The sequence below is a fragment of the Nocardia gamkensis NBRC 108242 genome, assembly GCF_001612985.1.
GTDB lineage: Bacteria > Actinomycetota > Actinomycetes > Mycobacteriales > Mycobacteriaceae > Nocardia > Nocardia gamkensis.
Window position 1 is genome coordinate 36,396 of record NZ_BDBM01000029.1, and the last position, 18,552, is coordinate 54,947.

17 protein-coding genes are annotated in these 18,552 nt (G+C 68.3%); 8 read left to right on the top strand and 9 right to left on the bottom strand.

What is annotated here, in order from left to right; all coding sequences use genetic code 11:
* Nucleotides 1-38 precede the first annotated feature (38 nt).
* The 4 genes from NG1_RS22370 to NG1_RS36875 all read left to right on the top strand — a co-directional run bounded on the left by NG1_RS22370 (nt 39) and on the right by NG1_RS36875 (nt 3,889).
* A complete protein-coding gene (locus NG1_RS22370) occupies nt 39-1,472 on the top strand; it encodes a fatty acid desaturase (protein WP_062973790.1) in 1,434 nt (477 codons plus the stop codon).
* 99 nt (nt 1,473-1,571) lie between these two features.
* Complete coding sequence (locus NG1_RS22375) at nt 1,572-2,828, top strand: fatty acid desaturase family protein (protein ID WP_062973792.1); 1,257 nt, start codon at nt 1,572-1,574, stop codon at nt 2,826-2,828.
* Between the two features lie 127 nt (nt 2,829-2,955).
* The gene (bluB, locus tag NG1_RS22380) at nt 2,956-3,576 is read left to right on the top strand and encodes a 5,6-dimethylbenzimidazole synthase (protein ID WP_062973901.1); all 621 of its coding nucleotides are present in this window, start codon (nt 2,956-2,958) and stop codon (nt 3,574-3,576) included.
* 145 nt (nt 3,577-3,721) lie between these two features.
* Nucleotides 3,722-3,889: a hypothetical protein gene (locus NG1_RS36875; RefSeq protein WP_157114176.1), complete on the top strand. Its 168-nt coding sequence runs from the start codon at nt 3,722-3,724 to the stop codon at nt 3,887-3,889.
* Between the two features lie 79 nt (nt 3,890-3,968).
* Here NG1_RS36875 and NG1_RS22385 read toward each other — a convergent pair whose 3' ends face one another.
* Nucleotides 3,969-5,261, bottom strand: coding sequence for an acetyl-CoA C-acyltransferase (locus tag NG1_RS22385; protein WP_062973794.1), 1,293 nt, complete (start codon nt 5,259-5,261; stop codon nt 3,969-3,971).
* Between the two features lie 310 nt (nt 5,262-5,571).
* Here NG1_RS22385 and NG1_RS22390 point away from each other — a divergent pair, with 310 nt between their 5' ends.
* Genes NG1_RS22390 through NG1_RS22405 form a run of 4 tightly spaced genes read left to right on the top strand, consistent with a single transcriptional unit; the run spans nt 5,572 to nt 8,363 of the window.
* A complete protein-coding gene (locus NG1_RS22390; protein ID WP_062973796.1) occupies nt 5,572-6,273 on the top strand; it encodes a helix-turn-helix domain-containing protein in 702 nt (233 codons plus the stop codon).
* Nucleotides 6,274-6,283: 10 nt separating this feature from the next.
* On the top strand, nt 6,284-6,718 hold the full coding sequence (locus NG1_RS22395) for a hypothetical protein (protein ID WP_062973798.1): 435 nt from the start codon (nt 6,284-6,286) through the stop codon (nt 6,716-6,718).
* A 47-nt stretch (nt 6,719-6,765) separates the two neighbouring features.
* A complete protein-coding gene (locus NG1_RS22400) occupies nt 6,766-7,290 on the top strand; it encodes a hypothetical protein (protein ID WP_062973800.1) in 525 nt (174 codons plus the stop codon).
* Nucleotides 7,287-8,363: an MAB_1171c family putative transporter gene (locus NG1_RS22405; RefSeq protein ID WP_062973802.1), complete on the top strand. Its 1,077-nt coding sequence runs from the start codon at nt 7,287-7,289 to the stop codon at nt 8,361-8,363. The genes NG1_RS22400 and NG1_RS22405 overlap by 4 nt, the downstream gene beginning before the upstream one ends.
* Nucleotides 8,364-8,425: 62 nt before the next feature.
* On the opposite strand, the gene hpf is transcribed toward NG1_RS22405, so the two are convergent.
* The 8 genes from hpf to NG1_RS22445 all read right to left on the bottom strand — a co-directional run bounded on the left by hpf (nt 8,426) and on the right by NG1_RS22445 (nt 18,395).
* Nucleotides 8,426-9,040: a ribosome hibernation-promoting factor, HPF/YfiA family gene (gene hpf, locus NG1_RS22410; RefSeq protein WP_245660001.1), complete on the bottom strand. Its 615-nt coding sequence runs from the start codon at nt 9,038-9,040 to the stop codon at nt 8,426-8,428.
* Between the two features lie 303 nt (nt 9,041-9,343).
* Nucleotides 9,344-9,988 carry a ComF family protein gene (locus tag NG1_RS22415; RefSeq protein WP_062973804.1) on the bottom strand — a complete coding sequence of 215 codons (645 nt, stop codon included), beginning with the start codon at nt 9,986-9,988 and terminating at the stop codon, nt 9,344-9,346.
* 233 nt (nt 9,989-10,221) lie between these two features.
* Nucleotides 10,222-12,045 (bottom strand): MtrAB system accessory lipoprotein LpqB, encoded by a 1,824-nt coding sequence (gene lpqB / locus NG1_RS22420; protein WP_062973806.1) that lies wholly within the window; start codon nt 12,043-12,045, stop codon nt 10,222-10,224.
* Nucleotides 12,042-13,964: an MtrAB system histidine kinase MtrB gene (gene mtrB / locus NG1_RS22425; RefSeq protein WP_373686161.1), complete on the bottom strand. Its 1,923-nt coding sequence runs from the start codon at nt 13,962-13,964 to the stop codon at nt 12,042-12,044. Before mtrB ends, lpqB begins: the two co-directional genes overlap by 4 nt.
* A 44-nt stretch (nt 13,965-14,008) precedes the next feature.
* Nucleotides 14,009-14,686: an MtrAB system response regulator MtrA gene (gene mtrA / locus NG1_RS22430; protein WP_039800350.1), complete on the bottom strand. Its 678-nt coding sequence runs from the start codon at nt 14,684-14,686 to the stop codon at nt 14,009-14,011.
* Between the two features lie 78 nt (nt 14,687-14,764).
* Nucleotides 14,765-15,412: a dTMP kinase gene (locus NG1_RS22435; protein ID WP_062973808.1), complete on the bottom strand. Its 648-nt coding sequence runs from the start codon at nt 15,410-15,412 to the stop codon at nt 14,765-14,767.
* Nucleotides 15,413-15,646: 234 nt separating this feature from the next.
* Entirely contained in the window at nt 15,647-17,131 is a 1,485-nt protein-coding gene (ahcY, locus tag NG1_RS22440; RefSeq protein WP_062973810.1) for an adenosylhomocysteinase, read from the bottom strand.
* Between the two features lie 127 nt (nt 17,132-17,258).
* Nucleotides 17,259-18,395 (bottom strand): alkane 1-monooxygenase, encoded by a 1,137-nt coding sequence (locus tag NG1_RS22445; protein ID WP_062973812.1) that lies wholly within the window; start codon nt 18,393-18,395, stop codon nt 17,259-17,261.
* Nucleotides 18,396-18,552: the final 157 nt, after the last annotated feature.

An 18,552-nucleotide genomic window follows, 5' to 3' on the forward strand; every position in this document is an offset into this window, starting at 1 on the left:
GGTACCCTCGAGGTGTATCGAGTAGGGAAAGGACGCCGGTGGCCATCACCGACATCAAAACATTCGCCCACCTGACAGCGGCCGATATCGAGACACTGGGACAGGAACTGGATTCCATCCGGCGTTCGGTGGAGTTGTCCCGTGGCGAGCGTGACGCGAAGTACATCCGGCGCGCGATCGCGGCGCAGCGCGGTCTCGAAGTCGCGGCTCGCGCCGTGCTGTTCGGCAGCCGAAACCGCTGGGCCTGGCTGACCGGCACCGCGCTGCTGTCGGTCGCCAAGATCATCGAGAACATGGAGCTCGGGCACAACGTCAGCCACGGGCAATGGGACTGGATGAACGACCCGGAGATCCACTCCACCTCGTGGGAGTGGGACATGACCGGCCCCTCCGCGCAGTGGCGCCGCGCGCACAACTACTCCCACCACACCTATACCAATGTGCTGGGCAAGGACGAGGATCTCGGCTTCGGCATCCTGCGGATGACCCGCGACGAGCCGTGGCGGCCGATCCACCTGGTGCAGCCGCTGGCGAACCTGCTGCTGGCCGCGACCTTCGAGTGGGGCATCGCGCTGCACGACTGGGACATCGAGAAAGAGCTGTCGGGCGCACCGCGCCGCCTGATGTCGGAGCCGAACCTGGAGTTCGGACGCAAGATCTCCCGTCAGGTGGCCAAGGACTTCCTGTTCTATCCAGCGCTCACCGGACGGGCGTTCAAGCAGACGCTGAAAGCGAACGCGACGGCGAACCTGGTCCGCAATCTCTGGGCGTACGCGGTGATCTTCTGCGGCCACTTCCCCGACGGCGCGGAGAAGTTCACCATCGAGCAGCTGGAGAACGAGACCAGCGGCGAGTGGTACCTGCGCCAGATGCTCGGCAGCGCGAACTTCAAGGCCGGGCCCGCCATGGCGTTCATGAGCGGCAACCTCTGCTACCAGATCGAGCACCACCTGTTCCCCGATCTGCCGAGCAACCGATACCCGGAGATCGCGGTGCGGGTGCGCGAGCTGTGCGACAAGTACGACCTGCCCTACACCACCGGGTCGCTGGGCAAGCAGTACCTGCTCGCCTTCCGCACGATCCACAAGCTGGCGCTGCCGGACCGGTTCCTCAAGGCGACCGCCGACAACGCGCCCGAGACCTCGTCGGAACGCAAGTTCGCCGGTATCACGCTGCCGTCGCTCGGCACGGAGTCCACGCACTGGCTGCGCATCGATCCGGAGACCGGCAAGCGCCGCGGCCTGCGTTCGGCGTTGCACGAGGCGAAGATCGTGCTGAAGGAGAAGGCGCGACAGGAGAAGGAGATGCTGCGCGAGGCCAAGGCGGCGCTGAAGGAGAAGGCCGAGCACGAAGGTCAGGTTCTGCGGGAAGCCAAGGTCGCGTTCCAGGAGCGAGCCCGGCACGAACAAGCGGCGCTGCGCGAAAAAGCTATGCGGGACAGGCGGTTTCGCTTTCTCCGAAGGGCGCGCTAACCTACCAGCCGATAACTGGGATCGCAATAGGGTGATCGACACACCCACGCGGCACACCTCGCAACCTACGCTTTCGTAACTTACGGTAAAGTAACCCGTATGGCGATCTCGGATGTCAAGGAATATGCGCACCTCACCGAGGCCGACGTGGAAGCACTCGGCGCGGAATTCGACGCGATCCGGCGGGAAATCGAAGCCTCGCGCGGCGAGCGCGACGCGAAGTACATCCGCAATGTCATCAGGTTGCAGCGAGCCCTCGAGATCGGCGGCCGGGCGGTGCTGTTCGCCAGCCCGGTGCGCGCCGCCTGGCTGGCCGGCGTCGCCCTGCTCGGCACCGCCAAGATCATCGAGAACATGGAGATCGGGCACAACGTCATGCACGGGCAGTGGGACTGGATGAACGATCCGGAGATCCACTCCAGCTCGTGGGAATGGGACAACACCGGTGCCGCCAAGCACTGGAAGCACACCCACAATTACCTGCACCACAAGTACACCAACGTGCTCGGCATGGACGACGACATCGGCTACGGCCTGCTGCGGGTGACGCGCGACCAGCGCTGGAAGCCGTTCAACCTGGGCAACCCGATCTACAACCTGGTGTTGCAGCTGTTCTTCGAGTACGGCGTCGCCATCCAGCACATGGAGCTGGGCAAGCTGGTGGCGGGCCGGTACAAGCCGGGCTCCCCCGAGCGGGCCGAGTTCGAGCGCAAGCGCAGCGAGGCGCTTACCAAGATGGGCAAACAGATCCTCAAGGATTACGTCATCTTCCCCGCCCTCACCGGCCCGGCGTTCTTCTCCACACTGACGGCCAACCTGGCGGCCAACGCGATCCGCAACGTCTGGTCCAACGCGGTCATCTTCTGCGGGCACTTCCCCGACGGGGCGGAGAAGTTCACCAAGGCCGACATCGACGGTGAGACACACGGCCAGTGGTACCTGCGCCAGATGCTCGGCAGCGCCAACATCTCCGGCGGCCCGGTCATGCACTTCATGACCGGCAACCTGAGCCACCAGATCGAGCACCACCTGTTCCCCGACCTGCCGAGCAACCGGTACGCCGACATCGCCGTGCGGGTGCGCGAGCTGGCCGACAAGTACGACCTGCCCTACACCACCGGCTCGCTGCCGGTGCAGTACTTCAAGGCGTGGCGCACCATCCTCAAGCTGTCGCTGCCGAACAAGTACCTGCGGGCCACCACCGACGACGCGCCGGAGACCGCCTCGGAACGCAAGTTCGGGGGCAGCGCCGCGGCCACCATCGATCCGGTGACCGGCCGGCGCCGTGGTCTGCGTACCGCACTCGCTCAGGGTCGGCGGCGGCTCGCCCGGCGCGGGGCGCCCGCGGCGCGCTGATTCCACTCGCGCGGGGACGTCGGCTCGGTCTCGGAATCCGAGCCGACGGGAGTCACGGGCCGCTCAGCCGGGCCGTGTGCGGTGAGTTCGCCGGATTTGATTGACTCGGACGGTGCATCCTGAGGTTCTGAGCGTCTACGAGGCCATCCGGCGGCGCCGCGACGTGCGCGCGGAGTTCACCGGCGAGGTCGTGGACGAGGTGACGCTGTGGCGGCTGCTGGACGCCGCGCACCGTGCGCCCAGCGTGGGCAATTCGCAGCCATGGGATTTCGTGGTGGTCCGCGATCCGGCGACGCTGCGCACGTTCGCCGACCACGTGGCGCGCAAGCGCATCGAGTTCCGGGACGCGCTGCCGCCCGAGCGTGCCGCCACCTTCGAGCCGATCAAGATCGAGGGCATTCTGGAGAGCGGTACCGGAGTGGTGGTCTGCTACGACCACGAGCGCGGCGGACCGCAGGTGCTCGGGCGGGCCACGGTGCCCGAAACCGGTATCTACTCCGCGGTTCTCGCCATCCAGAATCTCTGGCTGGCAGCCACCGCCGAAGGCGTCGGCGTCGGGTGGGTGTCGTTCTACGATCCCGGCTTCCTGTCCGACCTGATCGGCCTTCCGGAGGGCGTCCGCACGGTCGCCTGGCTGTGCGTCGGGCCGGTGCACGAATTCCAGCGCGTCCCCGATCTCGAGCGCTTCGGCTGGCGCGCGGGCAGACCGCTCACCGAGGCGGTGCACCGCGAAACCTATCGCGGCTGATCTCCCCGTCCCGATCGCGCATCGTTACGCAAATGTGTGGATCGTTCATGGTTCAATCGGATGCCCACTGGGTACGACAAGGGCGAAACTGCCTCTGACGCAGTGTTCTTCACGGAAGTTCGTCGGTTCCAGGAGGTTTTTGCACATGGCCAATGTCGATGCTGTTCGGCTGTCGAGCGAGCTGGGCATCGATCTGGCACAGGCGACGTTGCGCCTGCGTCGGGAAAGCGTCCCCGGCGAGACCAAGCACCAGACCTGTCTGCGGATCCTCGCGGACGAGGGACGCAAGCGGCGGGGCGCCACGGGCAAGTGAGGACGCCGGGGCGACGGTAGTCGAGGCCACCGCCGCCCGGCCCGGGACTATGGCCGGCAGGTGCGGCCACTCCCTCGCGTCAGACGCGTTCGAGCACCGCCGACGCGCCGATGCCGCCGGCGGCGCAAATCCCCAGCAGTGCCGTGTTCTTCCCCGTGCGGGCCAACTCGTTGGCCATGGTGGTCACCATGCGCGCCCCGGTGGCCCCGAACGGGTGGCCGAGCGAGACCGAGCCGCCGTGCACGTTCAGCTTGTCGATGTCCACCGCACCGACGGCGGTGTCGCGATCCAGCCGGGTCTTGGCCCACTCGTCGCTGGCCAGCGCGGTCAGCACCGCCAAGGTCTGGGCGGCGAAGGCCTCGTGGATATCGACGAGATCGGCGTCGCCCAGCGACATCCCGGCCTTCTCCAGCGCCCGAGGCATCGAGATGGCCGGACCGATCAGCACCTGATCGGCCGGATCGACGCTCACGTAGCTCCACGACCGGAACGCAGCCAGCGGTCGATACCCGAGGGCGTGCGCCTTCTCCTCGCTCATCAACAGCACCGCGGCGGCCCCGTCGGTGAGCGGGCTGGCGTTGCCCGCGGTCACGCTGCCGTCCGCGGCGAAAACCGGCTTCAGAGCGGCCAGCTTCGCGATGCTGGTATCGCCGCGCACCAAGCCGTCGCGCAGGATCTCCACGTCTTCGGGAGTGCGGACCCGCAGCACTTCGTCGTCGAACCGGCCGGACTCGATGGCGGCCGCCGCGCGATGGTGCGAGCGGGCGGCGAACTCGTCCTGGTCCGTGCGGCTCACGCCGTGGATGCGAGCCATCTTCTCCGCCGATTCGCCCATCACCTCACCGGTGGTGCGCTCGGCGATTCTGGGCCGGCTCGGCAGCAGATCGGTGAACGGCGCGAGGCGCGCGACCGCGGACAGGTAGTCCTTCGGCTTCGGCTTGCCCAGCGCCAGCGGCGCCGCCGCGTGCACGACCTTCTGCGGCAACTTGACCTCGGCGTTCGAGGTGGAATCGCTGCCGCCCGCGATCATGATGTCGTACTCGCCCCGCTCGATCGCGGCCGCGGCCGAGGTGACCGCCTGCAAGCCGGAGGCGCAGGCCCTGGTCACCGTGTAGCCCTCGCAGCCCGGATCCAGCCGCAGGTCCAGCGCGATCTCCCGGGCGATGTTGGGCGCCGCGCCGGGCAGGATGACACCGCCCCACACGATCGCCTCCACTTGCGCGCCGGGCAGGCCGGTTCGCTCGAGCAGTCCCCGTACCGCGGCGTCGGCCAGCGCGATGGAATCCATCCGCGTGTATCCGGTGAACGCGCGCAGGAACGGCGTGCGCGCTCCGGACACGATCACGGCACGGCGAGCAGCTTTGGTGGCCATGCGATTTCCTTTCGAAAGCCTCGGTCCACCAAACTTACTCTAAAGTAAGTTCACCGTCGACCCCCTTCGCCGACGGTGAACCCGACGTAGCGGCACTCCCCTCCGCCGCCGCTGAACCGGTCCGCCGCGCGCCGTTGAGCGACAGACCGGAGACGCCCGTCCCGGCGAACGCCCCTGCCCGTCCCGGAACCGCCGCAGGCCCTCCCCGGGACCTTCCGACGCAAAGAACCGTAACAAACTTTCGACCGATTTTCCAAATATTTTCTATTGATTTGCCTAAGACCTCCTAGCGGCTTACCATGAACGCACTATGCATAGCCCTTCGGAGCTGTCGCGGCAGAAGAGATTCGGGCGAATCATCAGAGAACGCCGGGACGAGCTCGGCCTCACCCAGCTACAGATCGGCGACCTCGGGGGACCTTCGGCGCCGACCATCCGGAAGATCGAAGACGGCGAGGCGACCATCAGCATGCAGACGCTGAACAAGCTCGACGCCCCGCTGCGATGGTTGCCGGGCAGCGCTGCCCGCGCCTACGCGGGCGGCGTTCCCGCCGCCGACGAACCCGCGAACGCTCCGCGCGGCGCAGGCGAATCGGTCGTGGCGGGCCCGGACGCGATCCGCTTCGAAATCTCCGATCTCACCGGTCTTCTCGCGGCTTCGGGCCGGCTCACCGACGCCGTCGAGAACGGCCGCACCACCGACCCGCAGGTGGTCGCGGCGATCGCGGAACTCAACCGGGTGGTCTCCAAGCTGTCCGCGCGCTACGCGACCGCCATGCTCGAACGCAACGGCGGACCGGGCAGGCAAGTGCATCCGCTGGTGGAGATGGCCTTCGCGCACCTGCTCGCGATCCCCGCGGAGGCCAGCGACCCCGGCGAGCTACAGGAACGCCGGTACCGCCGCTGGCTGGCCGGTCGATCGGAGGATATCGATGCGGCGACCGAAGCCCGATTCCGCGCACGGTGGCTGGCGGCCAACATGGCGACGACAACGGTTCGAAACGGTGAGTGACGAGGCAGCCATGACCGATAACGCGCCCGACCGCGCGGCACTCGCGCTGAGCCGCAAGATCAATCGGCTGTTCGCCGTCGTGCATCCGCGCGACGCACCGGAACGCAGCGTCGAATCCGTCGCCGAGCAGGCAGGCGATTTTCTCGGTCGCCCGGTGCCGCCCGGCCTCCTGACGCGCCTGCGCGACGGCGAGTTCGACGACGAGCACGCGGGCGCGGTCGATCCCGAGATCCTCGCCGCGGTGGCGCGCAGCTTCGGCGTGGCCGCCGACTATCTGCTCACCCGTGGCCCCGCCGCCGACGCGATCGACCGGGAACTCGAGTTGCTCGCCACCATGCGCGACGCCAACGTCGCCAGCATCGCGCTGCGCGGTTCCAACATCGATCGGGGCATGCTCGCCAAGATCATCCAGAGCACGGCAGGGTCGATGCCGCCGAGTCGGTAGCATGCTTTCCTACATGGGCCACTGAGCTTTTGTAGGAGACCGATCGCATGGCCATCCAGGCCCGGTTCCGGAGCTTGACCCGGGACCTCCCGATACCCCACCCATGGGATTTGCAGACCTACCTCGATGATGTCGCGGCGCACCGGGGCCGCAGCATCAGCCTGTTACCGATCGATACCGCGCTGCTCGCGGGGACCGGGTGCGGCACGGGCAGCGGCCTGTGGATCGCGAAGCAGGACAGCGATGTCATCGCCTACGGCGCCGACACCACCGAATGGCACGCCGAGCACATCATCGTGCACGAGCTCGGGCACATGCTGCTCGGACACGGCCCGGAGCAGTCCGAATCCGGTGAGGCGCCCGCGAGCGCACCGACCGTGGCCGCGGTCGCCGATCTGCTGCCCTCGATCTCGCCCGAGTCGATCGCCCACGTGCTCGGCCGCACCGACTACGGCACCCGGCGCGAACGCGACGCGGAGACCTTCGCCGACATGGTGATGCTGCACGCCATGCGTCCGCCGAGCCGCGATTCGCTGCTGCACCGCACGTTCTTCCGCGACCGGCGGCAATGACCTCGCCGGTCCCGGCGCCGATCGCGATTCCGCTGATCGTGTTCGTCGCGGTGGTCGTGCTCGGGCGTCGTCTCGTGCTGCACCACGCCACCGTCGATCGCCTCCTCAACCGGGCCATGCTGTGGGGCATCGCCACGCTGATCCTGCTCGAACGCGGCATCGCACCGCAGATCGGCAGTCTGCTGCACCAGCTTTCGATGGGCACGCTGTTGATGGAGGTGGTCGGCCTGTACGGCGCGGCCCGGCTGTGGTCCGGCGCCGAACCCGCGTCCGCGTTCGCCCGGCAGCGGGTCTACGACCTCGCAGGGCTGGCCGGAGCGGCGATCATCCTGGTCGTGGGGTCCGCGGCACGCCAGGAGGGAGGGCTGGTGGGGCAATCGCCGGACTGGCAGGCGCTGGTGGTGTGGGCGATCCTGTGGTTTCCGCTGCTGGCCGCCGGTCGGCTGTGCTGGCGCGCGGCGGTGCGCGAGCTGCGCTCGGACGAATCGACCGCCGCGGAGCGGACCGTCTATGTCACCCTGCTGGCCACACTGGTCGTCGGGTCCGCTGGCCTGGTCATCTCCGCAATACAGCTCGCAGGGCCCGGCGCGCCGGCCGACCCGGCTCTGGTGCGCTGGGCCGCACCGACTTTCGCCGTCTCGGCGCTCGGCGCGGCGCTCCTGGCCGTGCCGCTGGTCGCCTGGCTGCGGGCCCACACGGGCTGGGACCGCGCCGGGCGATACTGCCGACGCCTGCGTCCGCTGTGGCGCGATCTGACCGCGGCGGTACCGGAGGTCGTGCTCGAGCCGGACCTGCCCGCGGCCGAATCCGACGCGCGGCTGATCCGCATGACGGTCGAGATCCGCGACGCCCTGATGCACCTGCGGCACTATCTGCCCGAGGACGCCGCCGACGCCGACTACGTGGCACAGATCCAGCGCGCCATCGCCGCGAAATCGAGCGGCGCGGCGGTGCGGACGCGGCGGTCGGACCATCCCGCCGCGCCGCCGGTGGGCGATATCGACTCGGATCTGCGGCTGTTGCTCGCGATGGCGCGCGACTGGCCGCAGGGTGCCAGAGGCGTCTCCACATGATTCTCCGGGCATCCGGCCGGTGAGCCGAATGCCCGGAGAAGTGGGACGGATGGTTCGTGCCGTCAGGCCAGGCGGATCAGGCCGTAGTCGAAGGCATGGCGGCGGTAGACCACCGAGGGCCGGTCGCTCTCCTTGTCGTGGAACAAGAAGAAGTCATGACCGACGAGTTCCATCTGGTACAGGGCGTCGTCGACGGACATCGGCGTCGCCGAGTGCACCTTCGTGCGCACGATGTGGCCGGGACCGGCCTCGTAATCGTGCTCGCGCCCTTGCTCGAGGTGGGTGTGCGCGGCATCGGACTCGGTGAGCCGCTCGAAGAGGGAGTCATCCACCAGATCGGCGGTGGCCTGGGCAACCGACAGCGGCGTCTTGTCGCCGTAGTGCACCCGGCGCCGATCCTTGGTGCGGCGCAGCCGGCTCTCCAGCTTCGCGGTCACCGACTCGAAGGCGGCGTAGAAGCTGTCCGCGCAGGCCTCGGCCCGCACGACGGGACCCTTTCCGCGCGCGGTGATTTCGACGCGCTGACAATTCTTGCGCTGACGCCGGTTGCGCTCGTGGAACAGCTCCACGTCGAAGAGGAAGATCGATGGATCGAAGCGTTCTAATCGGGAGAGTTTTTCCGCGACGTAAATACGAAAATGGTCGGGCACCTCGACGTTGCGGCCCTTCACCACGATGTCGCCGCGTGGCGCACGTGGTCGTTCCGCTGCGGGTTGCTCGGGTGCTGCTTCCTGGGTGCCGGAGTCCAGCACCGAAGGAGCGGGATCTTTCACTGAAGGTCGTGAAGAAGTCGTCACGCGTACCTCCCGGATCTGGCCGCACCGACCGATTCCAGTGCGGCGGGATTGAGCCGTGCCGATCGACAATTACTCGGCACAAGTTGTCCGAGGCGCCACCTCCAAACTTGCGGTTCGGGTGTGTGTCCGCGACGCTAGTCCGCCGACGCGCTGATCGCCAGTGTTCACGCAAATTTCCCGGAGTCAAGCAACACACGTAACCAGAACGCCATGTGTCGGCAATCCGATGTGCCGCAGTGCACGCACCGATTCGCGGGCCGTGGCACCGGTGGTCAGCACGTCGTCGACCAGCACTATCTCGGCGTTCGCCGGTATTCCCCGATCGGCGAAACGACCGGGGGCGGTGCGCACCCGCCCCTCCAGGTTGCGAACCCGCTCGGCGGGTGTCAAGCCGACCGAATCACGCACCTCTCGCCCCACTCGCAACAGGGGTACCATGCGGGTGTCCGGTAGCCATTGCGCAGCTACCGCGGCCGAACGCAGCACCGGATCGCCGCCTCGGCGTCGCGCCGCCACGCCCCTGCTCGGCGCGGGGACCAGCACCAAAGGACGGCGCGGCGAACGCAACTCGGCGAGCGCGCCCGCGAGCGCCGCCCCGAGTGGCTTCGCCAGATCCCGCCTGCCGCGTTCCTTGACGGCGAGCACCGCCCGGCGCGCGGGCCCGGCGTACGGCCCGAGCGCCCAGCACGGAACGCCCGGATCGGTGCGCGGCCACACCCGCACCGGCGGGCCGGTCAGGGTGACGGCACAGGCGGCGCACCAATCGGCTCCGGAACGTCCGCAGCCCGCGCAGGCGGCGGGCAGCACCAGATCGAGCAGGGTTCGCATCGACCGAGTGTGCGCCCGTCCCCCGACAAGTTCGCTCGCTCAGGTCGACGGCGATGCCCGGGGGGACGTATGTTTCTGCGGCAGGGACGTTTACGCGCTAGGTCGCCGCTGCTCCGACCCTCGCACCCACCCATAGCGACCCCTGATGAAGCAACCAGCGATCCGGCCGGGTCGTCCCACTGGCGGGCCTCCGGCGGTCCACCATGGCCGCATACCCGGGACCGGACGCACCCTCAGCCGGGCAGGACGGGTATGGCGTTCGCGCCCAGACCCGGAACCTCGCGCCAGTACGGCTGCCCTTGGTCCGGAGCGGAGGTCAGCTCCAGCACCGCGCGTGAGTCGGCGACGTACTGGTGATCCGGGCTCGCGCTCACCGAGCGCACCGGCGCCGTCAGATTCTGTGAGGTCAGCGGGGTCGGCTCCGAGCCGTCGACCGACACCGTGCTGACCGGGTCCACATTGCCCTCACGGGCGATGATGATGGTGTCCGCGTCGAGCCAGTCCACCGAGACCGCGGCCGTGCTGAGTCCGACGCCCACGGGAAGCGCCGAGGTCAGCGCCACCTTTCCGTCCGGCTTGGGCACGACGACCACGACGTAGACCCTGCCGTCGGCGATCATCGCCGCCCGCACTCCGGACCGGGAGATCCGCAGTTCGGTGATCGGCAGCCGAGGCGAGGTGGCCGAGGATGCCGCCGTCAGCCCGGAGATGTCGACGTTCTGCACCGATACGTTGCCGCTGCCCCGGTCATTGACCGCGCGGATCACCCGGTCGCCGTCGACCACCGCCCATGCCGCGCTGCCGTCCGCGGTCCAGGATGGCCGGGTGATGGTGAAGCCCTCGGCCACCGGAAAGGCGTTGCCGCCGTAGGTCCCGACCATCAGCGTGCGCGACGGCACGCCCGGGGGCCTTCCGGCTTCCGCGACGGCGGCGACGAGCTGACCGTCCGGGGACAACGTCGCCGACTGGAGGTTGTTCACCCCGCCGAAGTAGCCGGGAGCGGGGATGATGCCACCGTTCTCGGCGATCTGCACCAATCCCCCGCCGCGCAGCGCGTGCAGCCCGGTCTGATTGCGCGCGGAGGTGGCCGGATTGAATTGCTGCACGTCGGCCACGCTCCACCCGTTCGCGGCGAACCGCTCGTCCAACGGCTTGCCGTCGGCGAGCAGCATGTACGGCCCCAGGATGTCGGCGCTGGACAACGTGAGCACCACCTGCGCGGCCAGTAGTTCGCGCTCGCGCGGATTCAACGCCGACGCGCCCGCCAGATCGATCTTGACGCCGCCGAGCCCGATGCCGACGCCGTCGGGATCACCGTTGGCCTTGGTGATCGCCCCGCGCAGCGCGATCGGCGGCGTCAGCTCGCTGCGCAGCACCGACGCCAGCGCGGGCTGCGGCCCCTCGAGCAACGAGCTGAGCAATCGCTGGGCCAGCTGGGCTTTCGGCACCGCGAGCCAGCGCAGATCCGGGACGGCCATATTGCCGCCCGGATCGATGAAGTACAGCACGTAGCGGCGGTAGGACTTGAAGAACGCGGTGGAGTCCATGACGACGCCGTCGGGCAATTCGTCGATGCGCCACTCACCGTTGATCTTGGTCAGCTCGATCTTGTTCTCGACGTAGGGGATGTCGTCGTTGGGGCGGTACCCGCCGTCGGCGGACAGCTCCCCTACCTTGCGCGCGCGGATCAGGTAGTTGGCTTTGTCTCCGGAGCGCGACTCTCGCAACGTGTCGGGCTTCTCGACGATGACGGTGCCCGCCGCGTCGTCCCATTGGGTGGAAGCCGCGGGGGTCATGTACTGCCGGGCGGCCAGATGCCGGTTGGCGGGATCGGCCGTGGCCTGGAGGAAGTCGCGTAGCAGCAGATCGGGATCGCGGTTGGCGACCGGCGGCGGCGGACCCTCGGAGGTGGGCTCCCGGTTGATGGTGCCCAGCGCCTCCGGAGCGGAGGACTCGGGCAGGCTGGCGCAGGCGGTGAGCGGTGTCACGACCGCGAGGATCGTCGCCACCAGCACTGTCAGTCGCCGCCCCCGCGCAGATCTGACACGCATTCTCATGACTGTACGTCCCCCGGTTCGCGCGTCCCGCCGCCCCCGGCTTGCGCCGATTCCGATGCCGATGCCGATGAGCCGTTCGTTGCGGACGCGTGCGCCTCGTCGGTCGAGGCGGTGTCGGTGGGCCCGTCGCCGTCCGGCTCGTTCGCGTGCTCCGAACGCCCGTTGTCGGGCGCTGTCAAGGAATCGCCCTGCTGCGCACCGGCCGGATCGGAACTGCCCGGCTCCGCGCTATGCGGCACGGCGCTCGTCCCCTGCGCAGCGCCCGGAGCGGTCGAGTCGTAGGTGGCATCGTCCGGTTCGGCGGCGATCGGCGGCGCCTTCTCCGGTTCGACGGGCGGTTCCGGCTCGACCAGGCGCATCGACTTGCGCGCCGGTTCCAGCGGAAGCGGGCTCGGGCCGAGTTTCTTGCCGCGCACCAGCGGCAGCGTCAGGCGGAAGCTGGCGCCCATGCCTGCCTCACCCCAGGCCTCGAGCTTGCCCTCGTGCAGGTTCGCGTCCTCCACGCTGATCGACAGGCCGAGACCGGTGCCGCCGGAGCGGCGCATGCGGGACGGATCCGAGCGCCAGAACCGGTTGAAGACCAGCTTCTCCTCGCCCGGCCGCAGGCCGACGCCTTGATCGCGCACTACGACGGCGACGGCGTTGGCCTCGACGTCGCCGCGCATCCGGATCAGCACCGGCTTGCCCTCGCTGTGATCGATCGCGTTGGCCAGCAGGTTGCGCAGCACGCGCTCCACCCGGCGCGGATCGACCTCGGCGACGAGCGGCTCCTCCGGCATGTCGCTGATCACCTCGACCCCGGCGTCCTTGGCCAGGTGCCGCACGGTGGAGATCGCGGCCCGCGCGCACATCCGCACGTCCAGCGACTCGACCTGCAGTTCGGCGACGCCGGCGTCGTGCCTGCTGATCTCCAGCAGGTCGTTGAGCAGGCCCTCGAACCGGTCCAGCTCGTTGACCAGCAACTCGGCGCTGCGGGCCAGGGCGGGATCGAGGTCGTCGCTGCTGCCGTGGATCAGGTCGGCGGCCATGCGCACGGTGGTCAGCGGGGTGCGCAACTCGTGGCTGACGTCGGAGGTGAACCGGCGCTGCAGATTGCCGAACTCCTCCAGCTGGGTGATCTGGTTGGACAGGCTTTCGGCCATCTCGTTGAACGCCTGGGCCAGCCGCGCCATGTCGTCCTCGCCGCGCACCAGCATGCGTTCCTTGAGCCTGCCGTCGGCGAACCGGCCCGCGATCCGGGCGGCGGAACGAATCGGCAGGACCACCTGCCTGGTGACCAGCGCGGTGATCGCGGCCAGCAACACCAGCAGCACGATGCCGCCGACCAGCATGGTGCCGCGCATCAGCGACAGGCTGCGTTCCTCATTGGCCAGCGGGAAGATCAGGTAGATCTCCAGGGTCGGGATCTCCGCGCTCGGGCTGCCGATGATCAGCGCGCGCCCGCGGTAGCCATCCGCGTCGTCGACCGTGGCGAACTGGTAACTGACCTGGTTGCGCTGCACGAACCGGCGCAGTTCGTCGGGCACCTCTTGGATCGGGCCGCGCGGAATCTGCTGCGGCGGCATCCCGCCGATGACGCTCAGCGCCGAATCGAAGCTGCCCGCCGCGCCGGTGGACTGGCCGGTGCCGCCGCGGTTGGACAGCGCGTTGCGGGCCTCTTCCAACCGCTGCGGTTGGGCGCCGATGTCGTGCACACCCGCCAGCTGGCTCTCCACCGTGTTGCGCGCACGGTCCATCTCCTCGACCGCGGCGTTGATCTTGGCGTCCAACAACCGGTCGGTGATCTGACTGGTCAGCACCACGCCCAGGATCGTGATGACGATCAGCGACAGCGTCAGCGTGGACACGATGACGCGCAACTGCAGCGAACGACGCCACAGGTGGCCTAAGGCAATGCCGACCGCTTGGAACCAGGCCACCACCGGAGCCAGCGATCGTTCCAGACGCGTGATCACGCCATGGATCACGGCGGTCCGGCCTTGTAACCGACACCGCGGACGGTCAGCACGATCTCCGGGTTCTCGGGATCCTTCTCCACCTTCGCCCGCAACCGCTGCACGTGGACGTTCACCAGGCGGGTGTCGGCGGCGTGCCGGTAGCCCCAGACCTGCTCGAGCAGGACCTCACGGGTGAACACCTGGCGCGGCTTACGAGCCAGGGCGACGAGCAGGTCGAACTCCAGCGGCGTCAGCGAGATCTGCGCGCCGCCGCGGCTGACCTTGTGCGCGGGCACATCGATCACGATATCGGCGATCGACAGCAGCTCGGCGGGCTCCTCCTCGGTCCGGCGCAGCCGCGCCCGCACCCGGGCGACGAGCTCCTTCGGCTTGAAGGGCTTGACGATGTAATCGTCGGCGCCCGACTCCAGACCCAGCACGACGTCGACCGTGTCGGTCTTCGCCGTGAGCATCACGATCGGAACCCCGGAATCGGCCCGCAGCACACGGCACACGTCGATGCCGTTCATGCCGGGCAGCATCAGGTCCAGCAACACCAGATCGGGGCGGATCTCGCGAACCGCCGCCAGGGCCTGTGTGCCGTCGCCGACCACGTGCGGGTCGAACCCTTCCCCGCGCAAGACGATCGTGAGCATCTCGGCGAGTGCCATATCGTCGTCGACGACCAGAATCTTCGGCTTCATAACTACTATGTTGTCATCTCCCAGGCCAGGATCGGGCCGCCACGCCAACACTGGTGCGAACCCACGGCACAGCCAACCTTATCGACCAACGATTTCGGCGATCCGCGCGGCCAGCTCAGCCGGACCGTCGTCGGATCGGTATGTCCACCAGGGTCCGCGCCAGTCGCGTTCGGCCAGCTCACGGTACACCGCGCCGGTCCGGTGCTGCAGACCGCCGTCGCGCTCGTAGGCGTCGAGGGCGCGCTCGGCGTCGAGTTCGCCACGCCTGCGGGCACGCTCGGCCGCGAGTTCGGTGGGTACATCCAGCAACACCTGCAGGGCAGGCACGGGCAGGGCGAATCTGCCGAACTCCAATTCGCCCACCCAGTCCACGATTTCACCGTCGGCCGACTGCCCGAGCCGGGCGGCCGAGTAGGCGGCGTTGGAGGCGACGTAGCGATCCAGGAGTACAACGTCGTTGTCGGCCAACAGCTTCGACAGTTCGTCCTGCGCGTCCGCGCGGTCCAGCGCGAACAGCAGGGCCATGGCGCTGACCGAGCCCGCGAGGTCGCCGTGCGCGCCACGCAGCGCTTCGGCGGCCAGATCGGCGTGCACCGAGACGCGGTAGCGCGGGAAGGCCACCGTCGCGACGCGCAGCCCGCGCCCACGCAGATCGGCGACAACCCGCTCGATCAGCGTCCGCTTGCCGGCGCCGTCGAGCCCCTCGACCGCTATCAGCACTCCCATGACCAGGCAGACTACCCCGCCGCCCACATTCGGCTGACATCACCTCACCAGCACATATGCTGGTTACTCGGCCGAGCGTCACGGTCACCGCGCGGCTCGGTCCGGCCAACTGCCGTCAGCCCGCACTCACCGATCCGGGTCACCCCGGGCCCGTCGGCTTGCCCATGGCCTCAGCGAGATGGGCGGAGGCCGCCGACACCTTTCGGTGCCCGCGGCCTCCGGGAGTTCCGCGGATCAGTAGCGGTAGTGGTCCGGCTTGTACGGGCCCTCGACGTCGACGCCGATGTACTCGGCCTGGTCCTTGGTGAGCTTGGTGAGCTCGCCGCCGAGCGCTTCGACGTGGATGCGGGCGACCTTCTCGTCCAGGTGCTTCGGCAGCCGGTAGACCTCGTTGTCGTACTGCTCGGGCTTGGTCCACAGCTCGATCTGGGCGATCACCTGGTTGGAGAAGCTGTTGGACATCACGAACGACGGATGGCCGGTCGCGTTGCCGAGGTTGAGCAGACGCCCCTCCGACAGCACCAGGATCGAGCGGCCGCTCTCCTTGAACGTCCACAGGTCGACCTGCGGCTTGATGGTCAACTTCGTTGCGCCGGAACGCTCCAGCGCCGCCATGTCGATCTCGTTGTCGAAGTGGCCGATGTTGCCCAGGATGGCCTGGTCCTTCATCGCCTTCATGTGCTCGAGGGTGATGATGTCCTTGTTGCCGGTCGCGGTGATGACGATGTCGGCCTCGCCGATCGCGTTCTCCACCGTCACCACGTCGTAGCCGTCCATCAGCGCCTGCAGCGCGTTGATCGGGTCGATCTCGGTGACCTGCACCCGGGCGCCCTGTCCGGCAAGCGATTCCGCGCAACCCTTGCCGACATCGCCGTAGCCGCAGATCAATATCTTCTTGCCGCCGATGAGCACGTCGGTGCCGCGGTTGATGCCGTCGATCAGCGAGTGGCGGGTGCCGTACTTGTTGTCGAACTTGCTCTTGGTGACCGAGTCGTTGACGTTGATCGCGGGGAACACCAGTTCACCCGCCGCCGCGAACTGGTAGAGCCGCAGCACGCCGGTGGTGGTCTCCTCGGTGACGCCGCGCACCGACTCGGCGATCTTGCTCCACTTGCCCCGGTCGGTCTCGAACCGCTCGCGCAGCAGGTTCAGGAAGACCTTGTACTCGGCCGAGTGGTCCTCGTCCTCGGGCGGCACCACGCCGGCCTTCTCGAACTGCGCGCCGCGCAGCACGAGCATGGTGGCGTCGCCGCCGTCGTCGAGGATCATGTTGGCCGGTTCACCCGGCCAGGTGAGCATCTGCTCGGCGGCCCACCAGTACTCCTCCAGCGTCTCGCCCTTCCAGGCGAACACCGGGGTGCCCTTGGGCTCCTCGACGGTGCCGTTCGGGCCCACGACGACGGCGGCCGCCGCGTGGTCCTGGGTGGAGAAGATGTTGCAGGAGGCCCAGCGGACCTCGGCGCCGAGGCTGGTCAGGGTCTCGATCAGCACCGCGGTCTGCACGGTCATGTGCAGCGAGCCGGAGATGCGCGCGCCCTGCAACGGCCGCACCTCGGCGTATTCACGGCGCAGCGCCATCAGACCGGGCATCTCGTGTTCGGCCAGGCGGATCTCTTTGCGGCCGAAATCGGCCAGCGACAGATCCGCCACCTTGTAGTCGATGCCGTTGCGGACATCGGCGGTCAACGACGTGCGTGCGGGAAGTTCTGAGGTGGTCATCAGCCTCTCCTGGTTCGGCAAGTACCGAGGCAAGGCTAGTCGCTCACGGCCGGGTGCGGACTACGCGGCCGTCCTCTTCGCCCGGCCCGGCGCCGACCGGGGTCGCGCCGGGGCACCGATGCGCCCGTTACGCGGTGGCCCCGCGGGCCGCCAGGATGCGGCGGCGCTTGCGCGGCTGGATGTTCGCCAGTGTGATGTCGCCGCCATAGTGGGCGAGGACGCGGTCGTCCATCATCCAGCGCCACAGCGGCGGGATGGCGGCCAGCACGATCATGGCGGCATAACCCGCGGGCAGTTGCGGGGCCTGTTCGGAGGTCCGCAGCGTCTGGTAGCGACGGCCGGGATTGGCGTGGTGGTCGCTGTGGCGCTGCAGGTGGAACAGGAAGATGTTGGTGACCAGGTGGTCGCTGTTCCAGCTGTCGCGCGGCGAGCAGCGAGCGTACCTGCCGTCCGGGCGGCGCGCCCGCAGCAGGCCGTAGTGCTCGACATAGTTCACCGTCTCCAGCAGGCCGAAGCCGATCACGGCCTGCAACAGCAGCCAGGGCAGCACTTGGTAGCCGAACGCCGCGATCAGGGAGCCGAACAGCACCAGCGTCATCGACCAGGCTTGCAGGATGTGGTTGTGCACGCTCCACCAGCCGTTGCCCTTGCGCGCGAGCCGTTCGCGCTCGAGGGCGATCGCGGAGCGGAAACTGCCGGACACGCTGCGGGGCAGGAACTCCCACAGCGACTCGCCCAGCCGGGCGCTGGCCGGATCCTCCGGGGTGGCCACGCGCACGTGGTGGCCGCGGTTGTGCTCGACGAAGAAGTGCCCGTAACCGGACTGGGCGAGCGCGATCTTGGCCAGCCAGCGCTCCATGTGCTCGACCCGGTGCCCGAGTTCGTGGGCGGCGTTGATGCCGATGCCGCTGACGAATCCGAGGGTGGTGGCCAGACCGAACTTGTCGACCGTGCTCAGTTCGTCACCGGCCCACATATAGCTCGCGATGACCAGGCCGATCAGCTGGACCGGGAGCATCAGATAGGTGCACCACCGGTAGTACCGGTCGTTGGACAGCAGCTCGTAGTCCTCGTCCCTGGGGTTGCTCCCGTCCACGCCGACCGCCCAGTCCAGCACCGGGATGACGATCAGCACGATGATCGGGCCGATCCACCAGAAGACCGCGGAGCCGGTGTGCAGCACCAGTTGTGACGGCAGCAATGCCGACGAGGGCGCGAGCAAGCCGAGAACCCACAGATGGCGTTTGGGATCGACCGATCCCATAGGTTTGCCAACCGTTTGCACTTTTGCTCCACTCAGAGAAGACCCGAACACCGTCGCCTGAGAATACTTCTTGACTTGTGGTCCGTTACAACGATGCCGTCGGTTGAAACGTGATCGCTATTACAAGCCGGGCAGTCTGTTTTCAATGTGCTGCATA